The 14,750-nt window shown below is 66.4% G+C and carries 5 protein-coding genes and 1 pseudogene; 4 read left to right on the top strand and 2 right to left on the bottom strand.

Annotation, left to right across the window (positions count from 1 at the left end; all coding sequences use genetic code 11):
* Positions 1-36: 36 nt before the first annotated feature.
* Complete coding sequence (locus tag AB0I72_RS03065) at positions 37-1,806, bottom strand: stealth family protein (RefSeq protein ID WP_358562308.1); 1,770 nt, start codon at positions 1,804-1,806, stop codon at positions 37-39.
* Between the two features lie 894 nt (positions 1,807-2,700).
* Between AB0I72_RS03065 and AB0I72_RS03060 the strand changes: the two genes are divergently transcribed.
* From AB0I72_RS03060 to AB0I72_RS03045, 4 genes and pseudogenes are all read left to right on the top strand, one after another.
* Positions 2,701-6,195, top strand: a complete 3,495-nt coding sequence (locus AB0I72_RS03060) for a LamG-like jellyroll fold domain-containing protein (protein WP_358562305.1) — start codon at positions 2,701-2,703, stop codon at positions 6,193-6,195.
* Between the two features lie 82 nt (positions 6,196-6,277).
* Complete coding sequence (locus AB0I72_RS03055) at positions 6,278-12,904, top strand: RHS repeat-associated core domain-containing protein (protein WP_358562302.1); 6,627 nt, start codon at positions 6,278-6,280, stop codon at positions 12,902-12,904.
* 10 nt (positions 12,905-12,914) lie between these two features.
* The gene (locus AB0I72_RS03050; protein WP_358562299.1) at positions 12,915-13,430 is read left to right on the top strand and encodes a hypothetical protein; all 516 of its coding nucleotides are present in this window, start codon (positions 12,915-12,917) and stop codon (positions 13,428-13,430) included.
* A 42-nt stretch (positions 13,431-13,472) separates the two neighbouring features.
* Positions 13,473-14,562, top strand: a pseudogene (locus AB0I72_RS03045) (IS630 family transposase).
* 27 nt (positions 14,563-14,589) lie between these two features.
* Here AB0I72_RS03045 and AB0I72_RS03040 read toward each other — a convergent pair.
* The gene (locus AB0I72_RS03040; RefSeq protein WP_358562296.1) at positions 14,590-14,730 is read right to left on the bottom strand and encodes a hypothetical protein; all 141 of its coding nucleotides are present in this window, start codon (positions 14,728-14,730) and stop codon (positions 14,590-14,592) included.
* Positions 14,731-14,750: the final 20 nt, after the last annotated feature.

Raw genomic sequence — 14,750 nt, 5'->3', positions numbered from 1 at the left:
CGTGGGTTCGTCCCGTGTCACCCGCACGAATCGTTGCTATCCGGCGATCTTCTCGTAGGGGGAGGGGAACGGGAAGCGTGCCTGGAGGAACTCCTGCACCATGCGGTTCACGGTCTCCTGGGCCTCGGGTGGTGTGTCGAGGTCGTTGAGGCAGAAGAAGTCCACCTCGTCGGTGGCGTCCAGCAGGTCCAGTCGTTCCCGGGCGTCGGGGGCGCCGATGTCGACGTAGCGCATCCGGAACTCGCCCGGGACCGCGCGGCCGGTGAGCAGCGCGTAGTGGTGGTGCATGGTGGCCGCGAAGCCCACGTCGGACAGCGAACGGAAACGCGACCGCGTGGTGCGCTCCACCTCCTCGGCGTACTTGTCCTCGAGTTCCAGCATGACTTGGCGGATCTGCGGGTGCGGGGTGTGCTTGAACTTGTGCGTGATCTGGCGCCCGAACTCTTCGGAGAACAGGGCGCGCACGTTCTTGCCCGCCGAGTTGGGGGCGACCTCCCCCTGCACCGGTTGGCCCACACCGAATTGGAAGGGGGAGAAGGGCAGCTGGGCGATGCCGTTGGCGTGGAAGAAGTCCTGCGCTCCGACGGGTCGGGCCAGGAACACGTCGTCGTTGAAGTACAGGTAGTGCTCCGACAACCCCTGGATGTGGTGCAGGCGGGTGCCGATGGCGTGGGAGTTGAAGGTGGGCAACGCGTCGTGGTCGGTGAAGATGTCGCGGTGGTCGACCACGGTGATGCCCTCGGCGTCGGCATCCAACCAGGAGGGGACCTGGTTGTCGGTGACCAGGTAGACGTGGCGCACGAACGGCGCGTACATCCGCAGTGAGCGCAGGGAGTAGCGCAACTCGTCGCGGTCGGTGAACCGGGAGGCGTTGGCGGCCAGCCCGGTCGCGGCGTCGTCACCGCGGTGGCGGGCGCGCTTGGCGGCGTGGGCGGGGTCGTCGCCGTCGACCCAGGTGTAGACCACGTCCACGGGGAAGTCGACCTGGTCCACCAGTGTCCAGGTGAACGGCTCGAAGGTGGGGTAGTCGCGTCCGGCCACGGTCAGGGTGGCGGGTTTTTGCTCCGAGCGGGGCAGGACGTCGGCGACCTTGTTGCGGCGCGGGGCCACCAGTGAGTCGGTCAGGACGTCGGAGGGTGTTTGGGTGCGCAGCTTGGCCAGGATCTCCTGGGTGTTGTCGCGCTCGAGCAGGGTGGCGCCGTCGCGCCAGAACTCCACGTCGCACCCGTACTCGAACCCGGCCAGGATCGTCCCGGTGGGGGACAGGAGTGGTTCGGCGAAGCGGATGGTCAGGCCGGACTTGATCTCCTCGGCCAGTGCTCCGTCGACGTAGGCGGAGGCGGCGGCCGTGGTGCCCTGGGGTCCGGGTTTGACGGCGTACAGGGCGGTGGAGGCGTACAGCTCGCGCATGGCTTCCAGGACGCGTTTGCGCTCGGAGCGGTGAAGTCCGACCACGTACCGCAGGGGGGAGCGGCCCCGGACGAGGAAGTAGTCGATTCCGGCGGTCTCCAGGGCGTTGGTGACCAGGCGCAGGTTGTGCGCGGAGGCGTCGGCTGCGGTGAAGTCGTCCACGACGCGTCCCAGGAGGTCCGCGTCTTCGGTCGTGACGGGGCGCACGGTCGGGTCGGTGTCGAGGAGGTTATGGCGTCGCTCGGCGATCTTGGCCAGCCGTTTCTGTTCGGCGGCCTGGCGGCGTTCTGCGGCGGCCTGTTCGGCTGCTTGGCGGCGTTCCTCTTCCAGGCGTGCCCTGGTGGCGGGAGGCAGGAGTCGTTCACCGGCTCGCTTCGCGCGTGCTGCCAGGGTCATGGAGGAGGATCCTTCTGTCGAGGTCGGGGAGCGGCTTCCAGGTGGGACTCTGTGCCACGCCAAAGGAGCATAAGCGCCATGTGTTCATGGAAGGGACGAAGGGGACGCCCCTGGGGTTCAGTTCGAGATGGGATCGAGATTCACTCGGGATGCTCACCCTCGATCACATCCGGGATATCCGGGGGCGACTGCGGGCTGGCATCTGTTGTAAGCCTGTACCGCGATCCGTTGGCTGCCTGGGGCGCCGAAGGCGCTTACGCGACACCAGGGCGGTGACCGCTCCAGGCTCAGGCGCCTCGGCTGGTGCGCACTGGCCCGTCGCTGGGCGGAGTCGAAGCATGGGGCCAGACCACGGTCCGCGGGTTGGTTCTGGGCGAGCTCGGAGCTGGATGGGGTGTCAGGCACGATCTGCTCGAACGAACATCCGCCTCATCGGAAGAGGCGTGGCAAGGGGCGAAGCCCGCCGATCAGGGGAGCGCCGGAGATCTGCTCGCCTGGGCTGACGGAAGGCCGCGTAGGGCAAGGAGTGGGGTGCGAGGGGCAGGGCTTGTTCCCTGACTTGACGCACATGACTGATCGCGTGGTGTCCTGTGGACTCGGTGCCGAGCCTCGGGGGCGGTTTAATGCTTTGCCGTTCTGTTCCAAAGCTGTGACCTGCGCAGACATATTAATCGTGATGTGGATCACTAGTTCTGCTCGCGATGGATTTCGGGTATCTCAACCCATTGGGCTCGAAGATCCAGGTGGGACGGTGTTTCGCGGTAAACATGCGAGTGTGAAGCGGCTGGTAGACGTGGGATTGGCGTCACTGCGTGTCTGTTAGCGTCTCCCGACATCCCGACGTCCGGTATGTCCGAATTGATGCTGTTGTAGACCCCGCGAGAGGCATCCCCCATGCGTCGCCCCCTGACCCGAGCGACGGCGGTCACCACTGCCGTGACACTGGCGTTGACACTGCTCACGGCAGTGCCAGCCCACGCTGACCCCGATCAGCCCACACCGGAAGAGGCCACAGCCGATCCCACCGCTGCCGCGGAGCAGGACGCTCTGGCTCGGGCTGAGCGGACTGGGGAGCGGGTGGAGATCGAGGGGTTCACCGACGAGAAGACTCAGCACTTCGCCAACCCCGACGGCACGCTGACCATGGAGACCCACGCGGTCCCGGTCCGTGTCCGCTCCGACGACGGCTGGGTGGACACCGACACCACCCTGATCACCACCGACGACGGCATGGTCCGTCCGCGCGCCGCGGGGATGGACATCGCCTTCTCCGGCGGCGGGGACGCATCGATGGCGCGGATCGGCATCGGTTCCAACAGCGTCGAGCTCGACTGGATCAGTGACCTGCCCACCCCAGCCCTGGACGGAAACCAGGCCACCTACGCGGACGTGCTCCCCGATGTGGACCTGGTACTGACCGCCGGTGTGGAGGGCTTCACCCAGGTCCTGGTGGTCCACACCCCCGAGGCCGCCGCCGCTCCCGAACTGGCCGAACTCGAACTGGCCCTGGGCGCGGACGGCGTCACGGTCGCCGCCGACGACCACGGCAACCTGGAGGCGACCGGCGACGAGGGCGGCCGCAGCGTCTTCGCCATCCAGACCCCGTCCATGTGGGACTCCACCGGAGCTGACGAGGCCGCCCCCGCCGAGGACCCGGCCGTCGCCCCCTTGTCCGGCTCTTTCATGGAGCCGGTGGAGACCACGCTCGACGTGGACGCCATCCGACTCGTCCCGGACCAGCAGATGCTCACGGACGAGGCCACCGAGTACCCCGTCTACATCGACCCCTCGGTGAGCGCCTCACGGCCGAACTGGGCCTACGTCGACAAGGCCTTCCCGAACCAGGAGTACTTCAACCCCAGCGTCGAGTCCGTCGGTGTCGGCCGCATCGAGTGGGACCGGGTGTACACGCGCCGGGCGTTCTTCCAGTTCACGACGATGGGGCGCACCGAACACGCCAACACCATCATCAACTCGGCGACGCTGCGCACCGAGGTCGAGTGGGCCTACGACTGCAACAGCGACTCCCACGTCCAGCTCCACCGGGTCGACGCCTTCGACTCCGACACCACGTGGAACAACCAGCCGAGTGCCCGTGACCACCTGGACACCCAGAACGTCACCGGCGGATGGGCCACCTGCCCCGCCTCCAGCGGTGTGGAGTTCGACGCCACCGACGCCTATCAGTGGGGCCTGGACAACAACAAGTCGCACATCTACCTGCGGCTGAAGGAACGCGACGAGGCCGGCACCACGGCCTGGCGCCGGTTCAACATCGACACCGACCCGCCGGTCCTGGTCGTTGACTACAACCACCCGCCCGAGCAGCCCATCACCTCCACCCTCTCCGACTCCCTGGGCGGTGTGTGCTCCACCGACCCCGCCAACCCCAGGCTGATCAACGACACCACGGTCACGCTGCGCGCCCAGATCCGCGACCGTGACTCCTACTGGGTGGGCCAGCAGGTCAAGGCCCGTTTCGAGTGGAAGATCGACGGCGCCGCCGACACCCTGGGGTCAGCCGACTCGACGAGCGTCACGGTGGCCACGTGGCCTGAGGGAAGCTACCGGTCGGTGACCGCCTCCGACCTGCCCGAGCAGGAACTGATCGCCTACCGCACCCGGGGCCAGGACTCGGCCAACTGGGGCCCGTGGTCGCAGTGGTGCTACCTGTCGGTCGACACCTCCAAGCCCGACTCCGGTCCCGTGGTGACCTCCACGGACTACCCGGCGGGCGACGAGGAGCACGGCAGTGTGGGGCGCACCGGTGACTTCACCTTCGCCAACAACGGGGTGGCCGACGCCGCCGCCTACCACTACAGCGTCAACGACGCCTCCTGCTCCACCACCGTCGACCTGGACACCCCGGGCGCGGAGGTCACCGTTCCCATCACGCCGCACCGGTCCGGCCCGAACCTGATCCATGCCCGGATCACCGACGCACACGGCAATTCCTCGGAGTGCGGTCTGGTGTACACGTTCACGGTCGCTCCGCCCGCGGATCCGGTGTCCTACATCCCCCTGAACGAGGGCCAGGGCACGACCGCGACCGATGCGATGGACGGTGGGCGGTCCGCGACCGCGACCGGTACCGTCGACTGGGCACGGGGCCGCGTGGGTGAGGCATCCGGTGGTTCCTACCGGCTGGAAGGTACGGCGGTGGGATTGGACGGTGCTTCCGAAGCACTGGCGACCGATGCACCCGTAGTGGACACCAGCGGGACGTTCTCGGTGTCGGCGTGGGTGCGCTTGGACCAACGCCCTTCGGGCAACGCGACCGCGGTGGCTCAGGACGGTGTGCACCAGTCCGCCTTCCACTTGGGCTACCAGGGGTACAGCACTGAGCGTTGGACGTTCAAGATGGCACCCTCGGACGAGGTCACCCAGGGCGGTAGCGAAGGCTGGACGTACGCCTTCTCCGCGGATCCGGTCGAACTCGGCGTATGGACGCACCTGCTGGGGGTTTTCGACTCCGCCACGGGTGAGCTGACTTTGTACGTCGACGGAGTCGAGCAGTCCACCGCGGTCAAGGACGACGCCTGGAACGCCGGATCCGGGCTGACGATCGGCCGGGGAACCTACCAGGGCGCGCCGAACTACCACTGGCCTGGTGCGATCGACGACGTACGTGTCTGGGACCGGGTTGTCACTGACCAGACTCTGGACGAGGAGTCGCGGTCGGAGGCGTGGAGCCTGGCCAACCGTCCGGTCGCGCTGGAGGGGCGTTGGCTCCTTGACGAGTCCGGAGGCACCGCGGTCGCCGACTCCTCCGACCACGGCTTGGACGGCACCCTGCACGGGGACCCCCAGACCGCGTGGAACCAGGCGTTCAACGACGTCACCTTCGCCCCCGGTGTTCGCCTGAACGAGGCCCAGCAGGAACACATCACCACCGAAGGCCCAACGGTGCGCACCGACCGCAGCTACAGCGTGGCCGCGTGGGTGCGCCTGGACGAGGTCGGCCACAACGCCACGGCGGTGGCCCAGAACGGCACAGCCCACAGCGGCTTCTACCTCAGCTACCAGTACTCCTACGACTGGGACAACTGGGTGATGAAGGTGCCGCCGTCTGACGAGATCGGTGCCTCCGGGTGGCACCGTGCGCTGTCGGACCACGCCCCGGAGTTCGGCCGGTGGACCCACCTGGCCGCGACCTACGACCACACCCGCCGCGAGGCCACCCTGTACGTCGATGGCATCGCGCAGGGCACGGCGGACGTGCCCGCCGCCTGGCACGCCAACGGACCCACGGTGATCGGTGGCGCTCAGTTCGAGCAGGCGTTCGCCGATGCCTGGTCGGGCGACATCAGTGACGTCCACCTCTACCAGGGCGTGCTGACCGAAAGCGACCTCAGCAGCATCATGTGGGGCTTCCTGCCCGCGTCCTGACTCACACGTCCCCCACCCCGTCATCCCCTGACACACGATCTGCCCGCCGGACTCCGGTCCGGTGGGCGGGAGGTTCCCCCACGTGTCCGACACGCTTCAGTCCGTCAAATCCGCGCGCCGCGTGCCCGCCAGCAGGCGCATCCGTAAGACCTTCGTCTCCTTCACCGCCCTGGTCACCGTCACGGGCCTGGCCGCGTCACTGCCTGCCTCGGCGATGGCCGTCAACTCTCGCCCCGGGGTCGCCGAAACCGAGTCGGTGCGTGGGCAGGAGGCCGTCCAGGAAGCGATCGCACTGGACAGTGCGGTGGCTGATGCCGCCATGGCAGCTCTGGATGAGGCCGACTGGCCGGAGCCGGGGACGGTGGCGGTCGAGTTGGAGCAGCCTGATGCCCAAGCATCCGCCGCTCCCGCGCAGGGCGACGAGGCGGCCATCAGTCTCGGTGCGGTCCATGGACAGGACTTCGAGGAGTGGGACTCCCCCCTTCCCGAAACGGCCGACAGCTCACCGGAGGACACGGATTCCGGTGTGGACGCCAGCGAGCGACGGATGCCTCTGGAACCGGGAGATGGGCGCGGAACCGACACGGACTCCCCGGAGCAGGAGGAACAGGAAAACCCGGATCGGTCTCCAGACCCCACACCTCATCCCGGAGACGACGGGACACCGGAGCAGCCCGAGGACAACACGGAATCCGAGGAAACCGCTGAGGACGGCGTACCGTCGGAGGAGGACTCCGCCCCTGAGGCGACCGAGGAGAGCGACTCTGCTGATCCCGTTGAGCAGGCCGAACCCCAGCCCGTCACCGGTGTCGAGGTGCAGGTTCTCGACCGGGACGAGGCCGCCGAGCTCGGTCTGTCGGGCCTGACCCTGCGGTTGATCCGTACCGACGGGGTGGATTCCGCCGGGCCGGTCGAGGTGGAGGTGGACTACGCCGATTTCGCGACCGCCTACGGGTCCGACTACGGCTCCCGTCTGTCGCTGGTCGCGTTGACGCCGTGCGAGGAAGGTGATGAGGAGACGGACTGCCTGGCCTCGCACGACCTGGACTCGGTCAACGACACCGAGGCCCAGACCCTGTCGGCCATGGCTCCGGCCACCTCATCGGGCATGCTGCTGACGGCGGCCGCCGCTACCTCCACTGCCGGTGGCGAGGCCACCGGAGACTACACCGCCACCTCACTCAGCCCTTCCTCCACCTGGAACGTGGGCACACAGTCGGGCGGGTTCTCCTGGAACTACCCGATGGCCGCGCCGAACGTGGCCGGCGGGCTCAAGCCCGAGATCGGCCTGTCCTACTCCTCGCAGTCCGTGGACGGCCGGGTGTCCAACACCAACAACCAGACCTCCTGGATCGGGGAAGGGTTCGACTACCACCCCGGCTACATCGAACGCCGCTACACCACCTGCCAGGACGACGACACCGAGATCCCCGACCAGTGCTGGTCCCACCACAACGCCACCCTCAACCTGGGCGGCCGATCCACCGAGCTGGTCTACGACGACGGCGAGTGGACCCCCCGCAACGACGACGGCTCCAAGGTCGAGCGCCTGACCGGCACGACCAACGGTGACAACGACGGCGAGTACTGGAAGGTCACCACGACCGACGGCACCCAGTACTTCTTCGGCCTCAACCGACTGCCCGGCCACACCACCGGCGACGAGGAGACCAACTCGGCATGGACGGTGCCGGTGTTCGGCAACGACTCCGGCGAACCCTGCTACGACGCCAACCTGGGCGACGCCTGGTGTGACCAGGCGTGGCGGTGGAACCTGGACTACGTCGTCGATGCCCAGGGCAACGCGTTGGTGAACTACTACGAGGCCGAGACCAACAACTACGGCCTGAACTTCACGTCCGACCCGGTCGACTATGACCGCGGCGGCTACCTGGCCCGTACCGACTACGGGCTTCGGGACGCCGACCCGCACGTTACCGCTCCGGCCCGGGTCACCTACGCCGTGTCCGAGCGGTGCCTGCCGGACGAGAGCTTCGACTGCGCGGTCTCCAACCGCACTGAGGACAACGCCGAGCACTGGCCCGACACCCCCCTCGACCAGGACTGCGAGACCGACTGCGCGGGCCAGCACTCCCCGACGTTCTGGACCACCAAGAAGCTCGACCAGATCACCACCCAGGTCCACGACGGCAGCGACTACACCACCGTCGACACCTGGGACTTCGAACACCGCTTCCCCGCCCCGGGGGACGGAACCGATCCCGCCCTGTGGCTGGACTCGATCACCCACACCGGTCACGTCGGCGGCACCGAGTCCTACCCCGCGATCACCTTCGCCGGGACCCCGATGCCCAACCGCATCGACTCCACCACCGACGGCCTGGCGCCGATGAACAAGTGGCGGATCACCAGCATCTACACCGAGACCGGTGCCCAGGTGAACGTCAACTACGCCGCTCCCGACTGTGTCGAGGGTCAGACGCCCGAGCCGCATGAGAACACCCAGACGTGTTTCCCGGTGATCCGCACCCACAAAGCCGGAGCCGAGGAGATCACCGACTGGTTCGCCAAGTACACCGTGGAGCAGCTGGTCGAGGTCGACCTGGTGGGCGGACAGCCGGACCAGGTCACCACCTACGACTACGTCGGCACCCCGGCCTGGCGGTACATGGACGACGACGGGTTCGTCGACGAGGACAAGCGCACCTGGTCCCAGTGGCGCGGCTATGACCGGGTGATCGTCCGTACGGGCCACCCCAACGAGGTCCAGACCGAGACCGAGCACCTGTTCTACCAGGGCATGGACGGCGACCACCTGCCCACCGGCACCCGCTCGGCCGAGATCACCGATTCCACCGGCACCACCGTGTCCGACGACCCCGTCTTCAACGGCCGCACCCGCGAGGTCATCGTCAGCAACGGTGTGGGTGGTGAGGTGGTCTCCAAGACCATCACCACACCGTGGAAGGACCAGACCGCGACCAGCTCCCACTCCTGGGACGACCTGGGAGCACACAGGGTCAACACCGAGCGGACGGACGCCTACACCGCCCTGGCGGACGGATCGTTCCGCCAGACGCGCACCACCAACACCTTCGACTCCCACGGGATGATCAGCCGGGTGCACGACGCCGGTGACGTCGACGACCCCGACGACGACCGGTGTACCAACACCACCTACGCCCGAAACACCAGCGCGCACCTGCTGTCGTTGGTGGCCCAGACCCGCACGGTGGCCGCCAGCTGTGAGGTGACCGCCTCGGTCGACGATGTCGTCACCCACACCCGCACCCTCTACGACGACGGCGCGTTCGGCGACACCCCCACCCAGGGCCGCCCGACCCAGACGCAACGGGTGGTGGACCACGACGGTACCGACCCGGTCTTCCAGACCGTGACCGCCACCGACTTCGACGACTACGGGCGTGCCGTCTCGGTCACCGACGCCGAGAACAACACCACCACGACGGACTACACCGCCGCCCTGGCCGGTGGCCACGACACCAAGGTCGAGACCACCAACCCCCTGGGCCATGTCACGGTCGAGGAGTACGACGCCCGCTCACAACCGGTGACCAAGACTGACGCCAACGGCAACACCACCGAACTCGCCTACGACCCCCTCGGCAGGATCACTCAGGTGTGGCTGGCCGACCGCGACCGGGACCGCGGCTTCTCGCCCTCGCAGAAGTTCGAGTACCACGTCGCCAAGGACGCGCCGACCACGGTGACCACCCACAGTCTCAACGCTGACGGTGACTACATCACCAGTTACAAGATTCTCGACGGGTTCCTGCGCCAGCGCCAGACCCAGGCCCCGGCCCCCGGTGGTGGACGCGTGGTCACCGACACCTTCTATGACTCGCGCGGCAACACCGTCACCGAACGCGACCCCTACTTCAACGCCGACGAACCCATCGGTGACCTGTTCGTCGTGGCCAACGCCGACGAGATCCCCCGCTGGACCCGCACCGTCTACGACGGCGCCGACCGGGCCACCGACACCCTGCACATGTCCCGGGGTGTGGAGCAGTGGCGCACGAGCGTCGAGCACCACGGCGACCGGATCCTGACCACGGTCCCCGAAGGCGGCACCGGAACCACCGCCATCACCGACGCGCGCGGCAACACCGTCGAGATCCGCAAACACCAAAGCGAACAGCCCACCGGCGAGTACGACTCCACCGCCTACACCTACACCGCGCGCGGCGAACTGGAGACCGTCACCGACCCGGGCGGCAACATCTGGACTTACACCTACGACCTGTTGGGCCGCAAGGTCACTGAGTCTGACCCGGACACCGGTGTGACCACCATGGTCTACGACGACCTCGACCGCGTGGTGAAAACCACCGACGCCCGAGGCCAGGTGCTCCACACCACCTACGACGCACTCGGCCGCACCACCCACCTGCGCGAAGACTCCGCCACCGGTCCCCTGCGCGCCTCGTGGACCTACGACACCCTGATGAAGGGCAAGCCGGCCACCGCCACCCGCCACCACGACGGACAGGCCTACACCACCCAGATCGCGGGCTACGACGCACTGGGCCGCGAACGCGCCCGGTTCGTGAACATCCCCAGCTCCGAAGGAGAACTGGGCGGTAGATATCTGTTCCGCACGATGTACAACCCGGACGGCAGCGTGCGATCGGTGGCGTTGCCGCCGACCGGGAGCCTGCCGGGCGAGGCCGTGGTGTACGACTACGACGAACTGGGTAACCCCACCACCCTCTCGGCGAGCGAGGACATCGTCACCGACACGCTCTACTCCAAGGTCGGCAACCTCGTCCAGCGCGAGTTCTACCGCGGTGTGCTGGGCTCGGACCGCACCTGGCAGACCTTCGACTTCGATGAGAAGACCAACCGGCTGTCCATGGCCAGCGTCGTCCCCCAAGCCGGTGAGGGATCGCTGTCGACCAAGACCTACGGCTACGACGACATCGGCAACCTGCTGCGGATCAACGACGAACCCACCAGCGCCGAGCAGCCGAACGACGTCCAGTGCTTCGAGTACGACCACCTGCGCCGTCTGAGCCAGGTGTGGACTCCCAACGTCACCGGTGACCAGGCCTGCGCCGCAGCCCCGGACGTGCAGAATCTGGGCGGGGCCTCGCCGTACTGGCACGCCTACACCTACGACGAGGTCGGCAACCGAACCGAGGAGACCCAGTACAGCGGAGCAGGGAACACCACACGCTCGTACTCGACTTCCGAGCAGGGACCGGCGCATGCCGTGGCCCAGGTCGACCAAGACACGGCGGGCAACGCTTCGACCCACACCTATGACTACGACGCGGCTGGCAACATGATCAGCCGAGTCACCGGGGAGCGCGATCAGACCCTGGACTGGGACGCCGAAGGCGAGCTCGCCTCGGTCTCGGATGGACTGAACTCGACCGAGTACGTGTACGACGCCGACGGTGAGCGACTGCTCCGGCGGGCGAACGGTGCCACCACCCTGTACCTTCCAGGGATGGAGGTGACCTGGGATCCGGCCGCGGGGACTGAGGAGGCCACCCGCTACTACGAGCACGGCGGCGAGACCGTCGCGGTGCGCGAGGATGACGGGAGCCTGCACTGGGTGCTGTCCGATCACCACGGCACCGGTGAGATCACGGTCGACGCGGTGTGGGGCGACGTGGCCCAGCGGCGGATGACCGCCTTCGGCCAGGCTCGCGGCATGGAGGGTTCCTGGCCGGGTGAGCGTGGATTCGTGGACGGAGTGCTCGACGCCTCCACGGGTCTGACGCAGGTGGGTGCGCGTGCCTACGACGCTGATCTTGGCCGGTTCATCTCCGTGGACCCGGTGATGGACCTAGCTGATGCCCAGCAGATGCACGGCTACGCGTACGCCAACAACAACCCGGTGAGCTTTAGTGACGCCAGTGGGCTGCTGTTGACGGGCGGGCATGGGACTTCTTCGAGTTCGTCGAATGATGACTGGTGGCATCCGGCGATGGGTGGCGGTTACAAGCCGGACCACGTCAGCTGGCCGCCCGCTCCTCCCTCGACGCCGAGTGATGACTGGTGGCATCCGGCGATGGGTGGCGGTTACAAGCCGGCCCACGTCAACTGGCCCGTGTCGGTGTCCAACAATCCGCCCTGGCATCCGGCGATGGGCGGTGCCTACAAGCCGAGCCATGTGCAGTGGCCTCCGCAGAGCCACACCGTCGCCCCGGAGACCGAGGCCCTCAACCACGCCAGTTGGGCCGAAGAACGATGGGGGAGCTGGGATTCTGAAGCCTGGAGTAACGGTGACGGTTTCTGGGATTCACTCCAGGGAGGGCTGAGCGGTCTTAATCTGACTCAAATCGGCAAGGATGCCGCATTCGTTGGCGGAATTGTTGGGATGGTCAGCTGTCCGGTGTGCGGGGCGGTGGGAATTGGTGCTGCTGCTTTGGGGGCGTATCTTGGTTATCGTGATATCAGGTACCATGGTCAACGCAGCGGAATCATGGGTATTATTGGAGCTGCACCCATCCCAGTTGGCTGGGCGGCTCGTGGTGCGCAAGCGGGCATGAGTATTTTTAGGAATTCACAGATCGCCAGCCGGGCTCCCAAGGGTATTCCGAACATGGGAAATATCAATCGAAGAATTCGGAGCGACATCGCACGCACCTGGAATTCGAGGATTGGTGTTGCGTCCGCCGTGCAGGGAGTCAGTGCGCGGGTTGAAACTGGGCTCGGGGTGTTCGGTGCAGTAGACCATGCATGCGGAAGTTGTGCTTCAAATTACTTGAACTAAAGGGAGCTTCGTGAATCCCAGTGCGCGTAGGGAAGTATGGAAATTGTCGCGTGTGGGGTATATATGGGCTTTTGACTGGGTCTTTGGGCTGTTGATCCCCAAGGTTCGCGGCTTCTATGCGGAGTTCTTCGTAGAAGTGAGGAGCCAGAGCTACACTGGGCGGGCGGAGGCTGGATTGGCGAAGGCGGTATTTCAGGTGGATTCCGCCCTGGCTCCAGTAAAAATGATCAGTTGGACCCTGGCTCTTTTGGGGATTGAAGCACTTCTTGTCTACGTTGCTGGTGGTCGACTTGCTCCAGGATTCTCTCGCGGATTTGAGATAGTGACTCTCCTTGGATTCTCCTATTTCGGATCCGTTGGGGTGGTCTCGACTATTGAATTCCTCAGGGTTAATAGGGTGATTCGGAAGTGTGGCAAGGGGGCGCAGTTCAAGTCTCTCTCGAGCTCAATGCATATTACCGTTTTCTCTTTCTTTCTTGGGGTTTCTTCGGTTGCTCTTCTTTGGGTTTCTCCACATTTCCTCTAGTGTCCTGAGTCGTTAGTTCGCTTGCGGTTGTAGGGTCGGGCGATGCCTGGTCCGAAGCCGTTGCCGCTGGAGCTGTCCGATCACGAACGCCGGGTGCTGCGGGGCTGGTTACGCAAGCAGACCGCCTCCCAAGCGCTGGTGCTCCGGTCGAGGATCGTGCTGGCGTGCGCGCAGGGCCTGTCGAACGCGCGGGTCGCCGATGACCTGGGTGTTTCGAGGGAGACGGTGCGCAAGTGGCGGTCCCGGTTCGCCGCGGACCGGCTGGAGGGCCTGGTGGACCGGCCGCGTTCGGGACCGCCGCGCAGGATCACGGACGAGCAGGTCGAAGCCCTGGTCGCCAGGACGCTCGGCCAGGCGCCACCGACGGGTGATTCGCACTGGTCGACGCGTTCGATGGCCGAGACGGCGGGCATGTCGCAGTCGACTGTCTCGCGCATCTGGCGGGCGTTCGGCCTCAAAACCCCACATCGTGGAGACCTGAAAGCTGTCGACCGAACCGCAGTTCGTGACCAAGGTCCGTGACGCGGTGGGCGTTTACCTGTCCCCGCCGGAGAACGCCCTGGTTCTGGCGGTGGACGAGAAGTCGCAGATACAGGCCCTGGACCGGACCCAGCCGGTGCTGCCGATGGCGCCGACCACGCCGGCGAAGATGACGCACGACTACGTCCGGCACGGCACGACCAGCCTGTTCGCCGCCCTGGACATCGCCTCCGGCTCGGTCATAGCCCAGCACTACCCCCGCCACCGCCACCAGGAGTTCCTCCGCTTCCTGAAGGTCATCGACGCTGCCGTTCCCAAGCACCTCGAACTCCACCTGGTCCTGGACAACTACGCCACCCACAAGACCGAGCCGGTCAAGAAGTGGCTGCTTCGGCACCCCCGCTTCCATCTGCACTTCACTCCCACCTCGGCGTCCTGGCTCAACCTCGTCGAGCGCTGGTTCACCGAGTTGACCTGTCGCAAACTCCGCCGCTCGGCCCACCGCAGCGTCGTCGAACTGGAACGGGGCATCCGCGGCTGGATCAACGAGTGGAACAAGAATCCCCAGCCCTTCGTCTGGACGAAGACCGCCGACGACATCCTCGACACCCTTGCCGCGTACTGCACACGAATTAACGACTCAGGACACTAGATCGTTGATGGGGGTTTGATGTCCTGGTCAGTGGTGGTAGGCGATCAACGACCGCTTGAACCGGCCGCCGATCATGCGCCGCAGCCTCGTGTCCCCGGACCCGACCGACCCACGCGACACGTCGCGGTCGACCGCGTACACGGTCAGTGCGTCGCGCGTGGCGTGCACACGACTGAGACTTGAGGACA

Source organism: Nocardiopsis sp. NPDC049922 (assembly GCF_040660275.1).
Lineage (GTDB): Bacteria > Actinomycetota > Actinomycetes > Streptosporangiales > Streptosporangiaceae > Nocardiopsis.
This window is presented reverse-complemented; position numbering and strand designations above follow the sequence as displayed.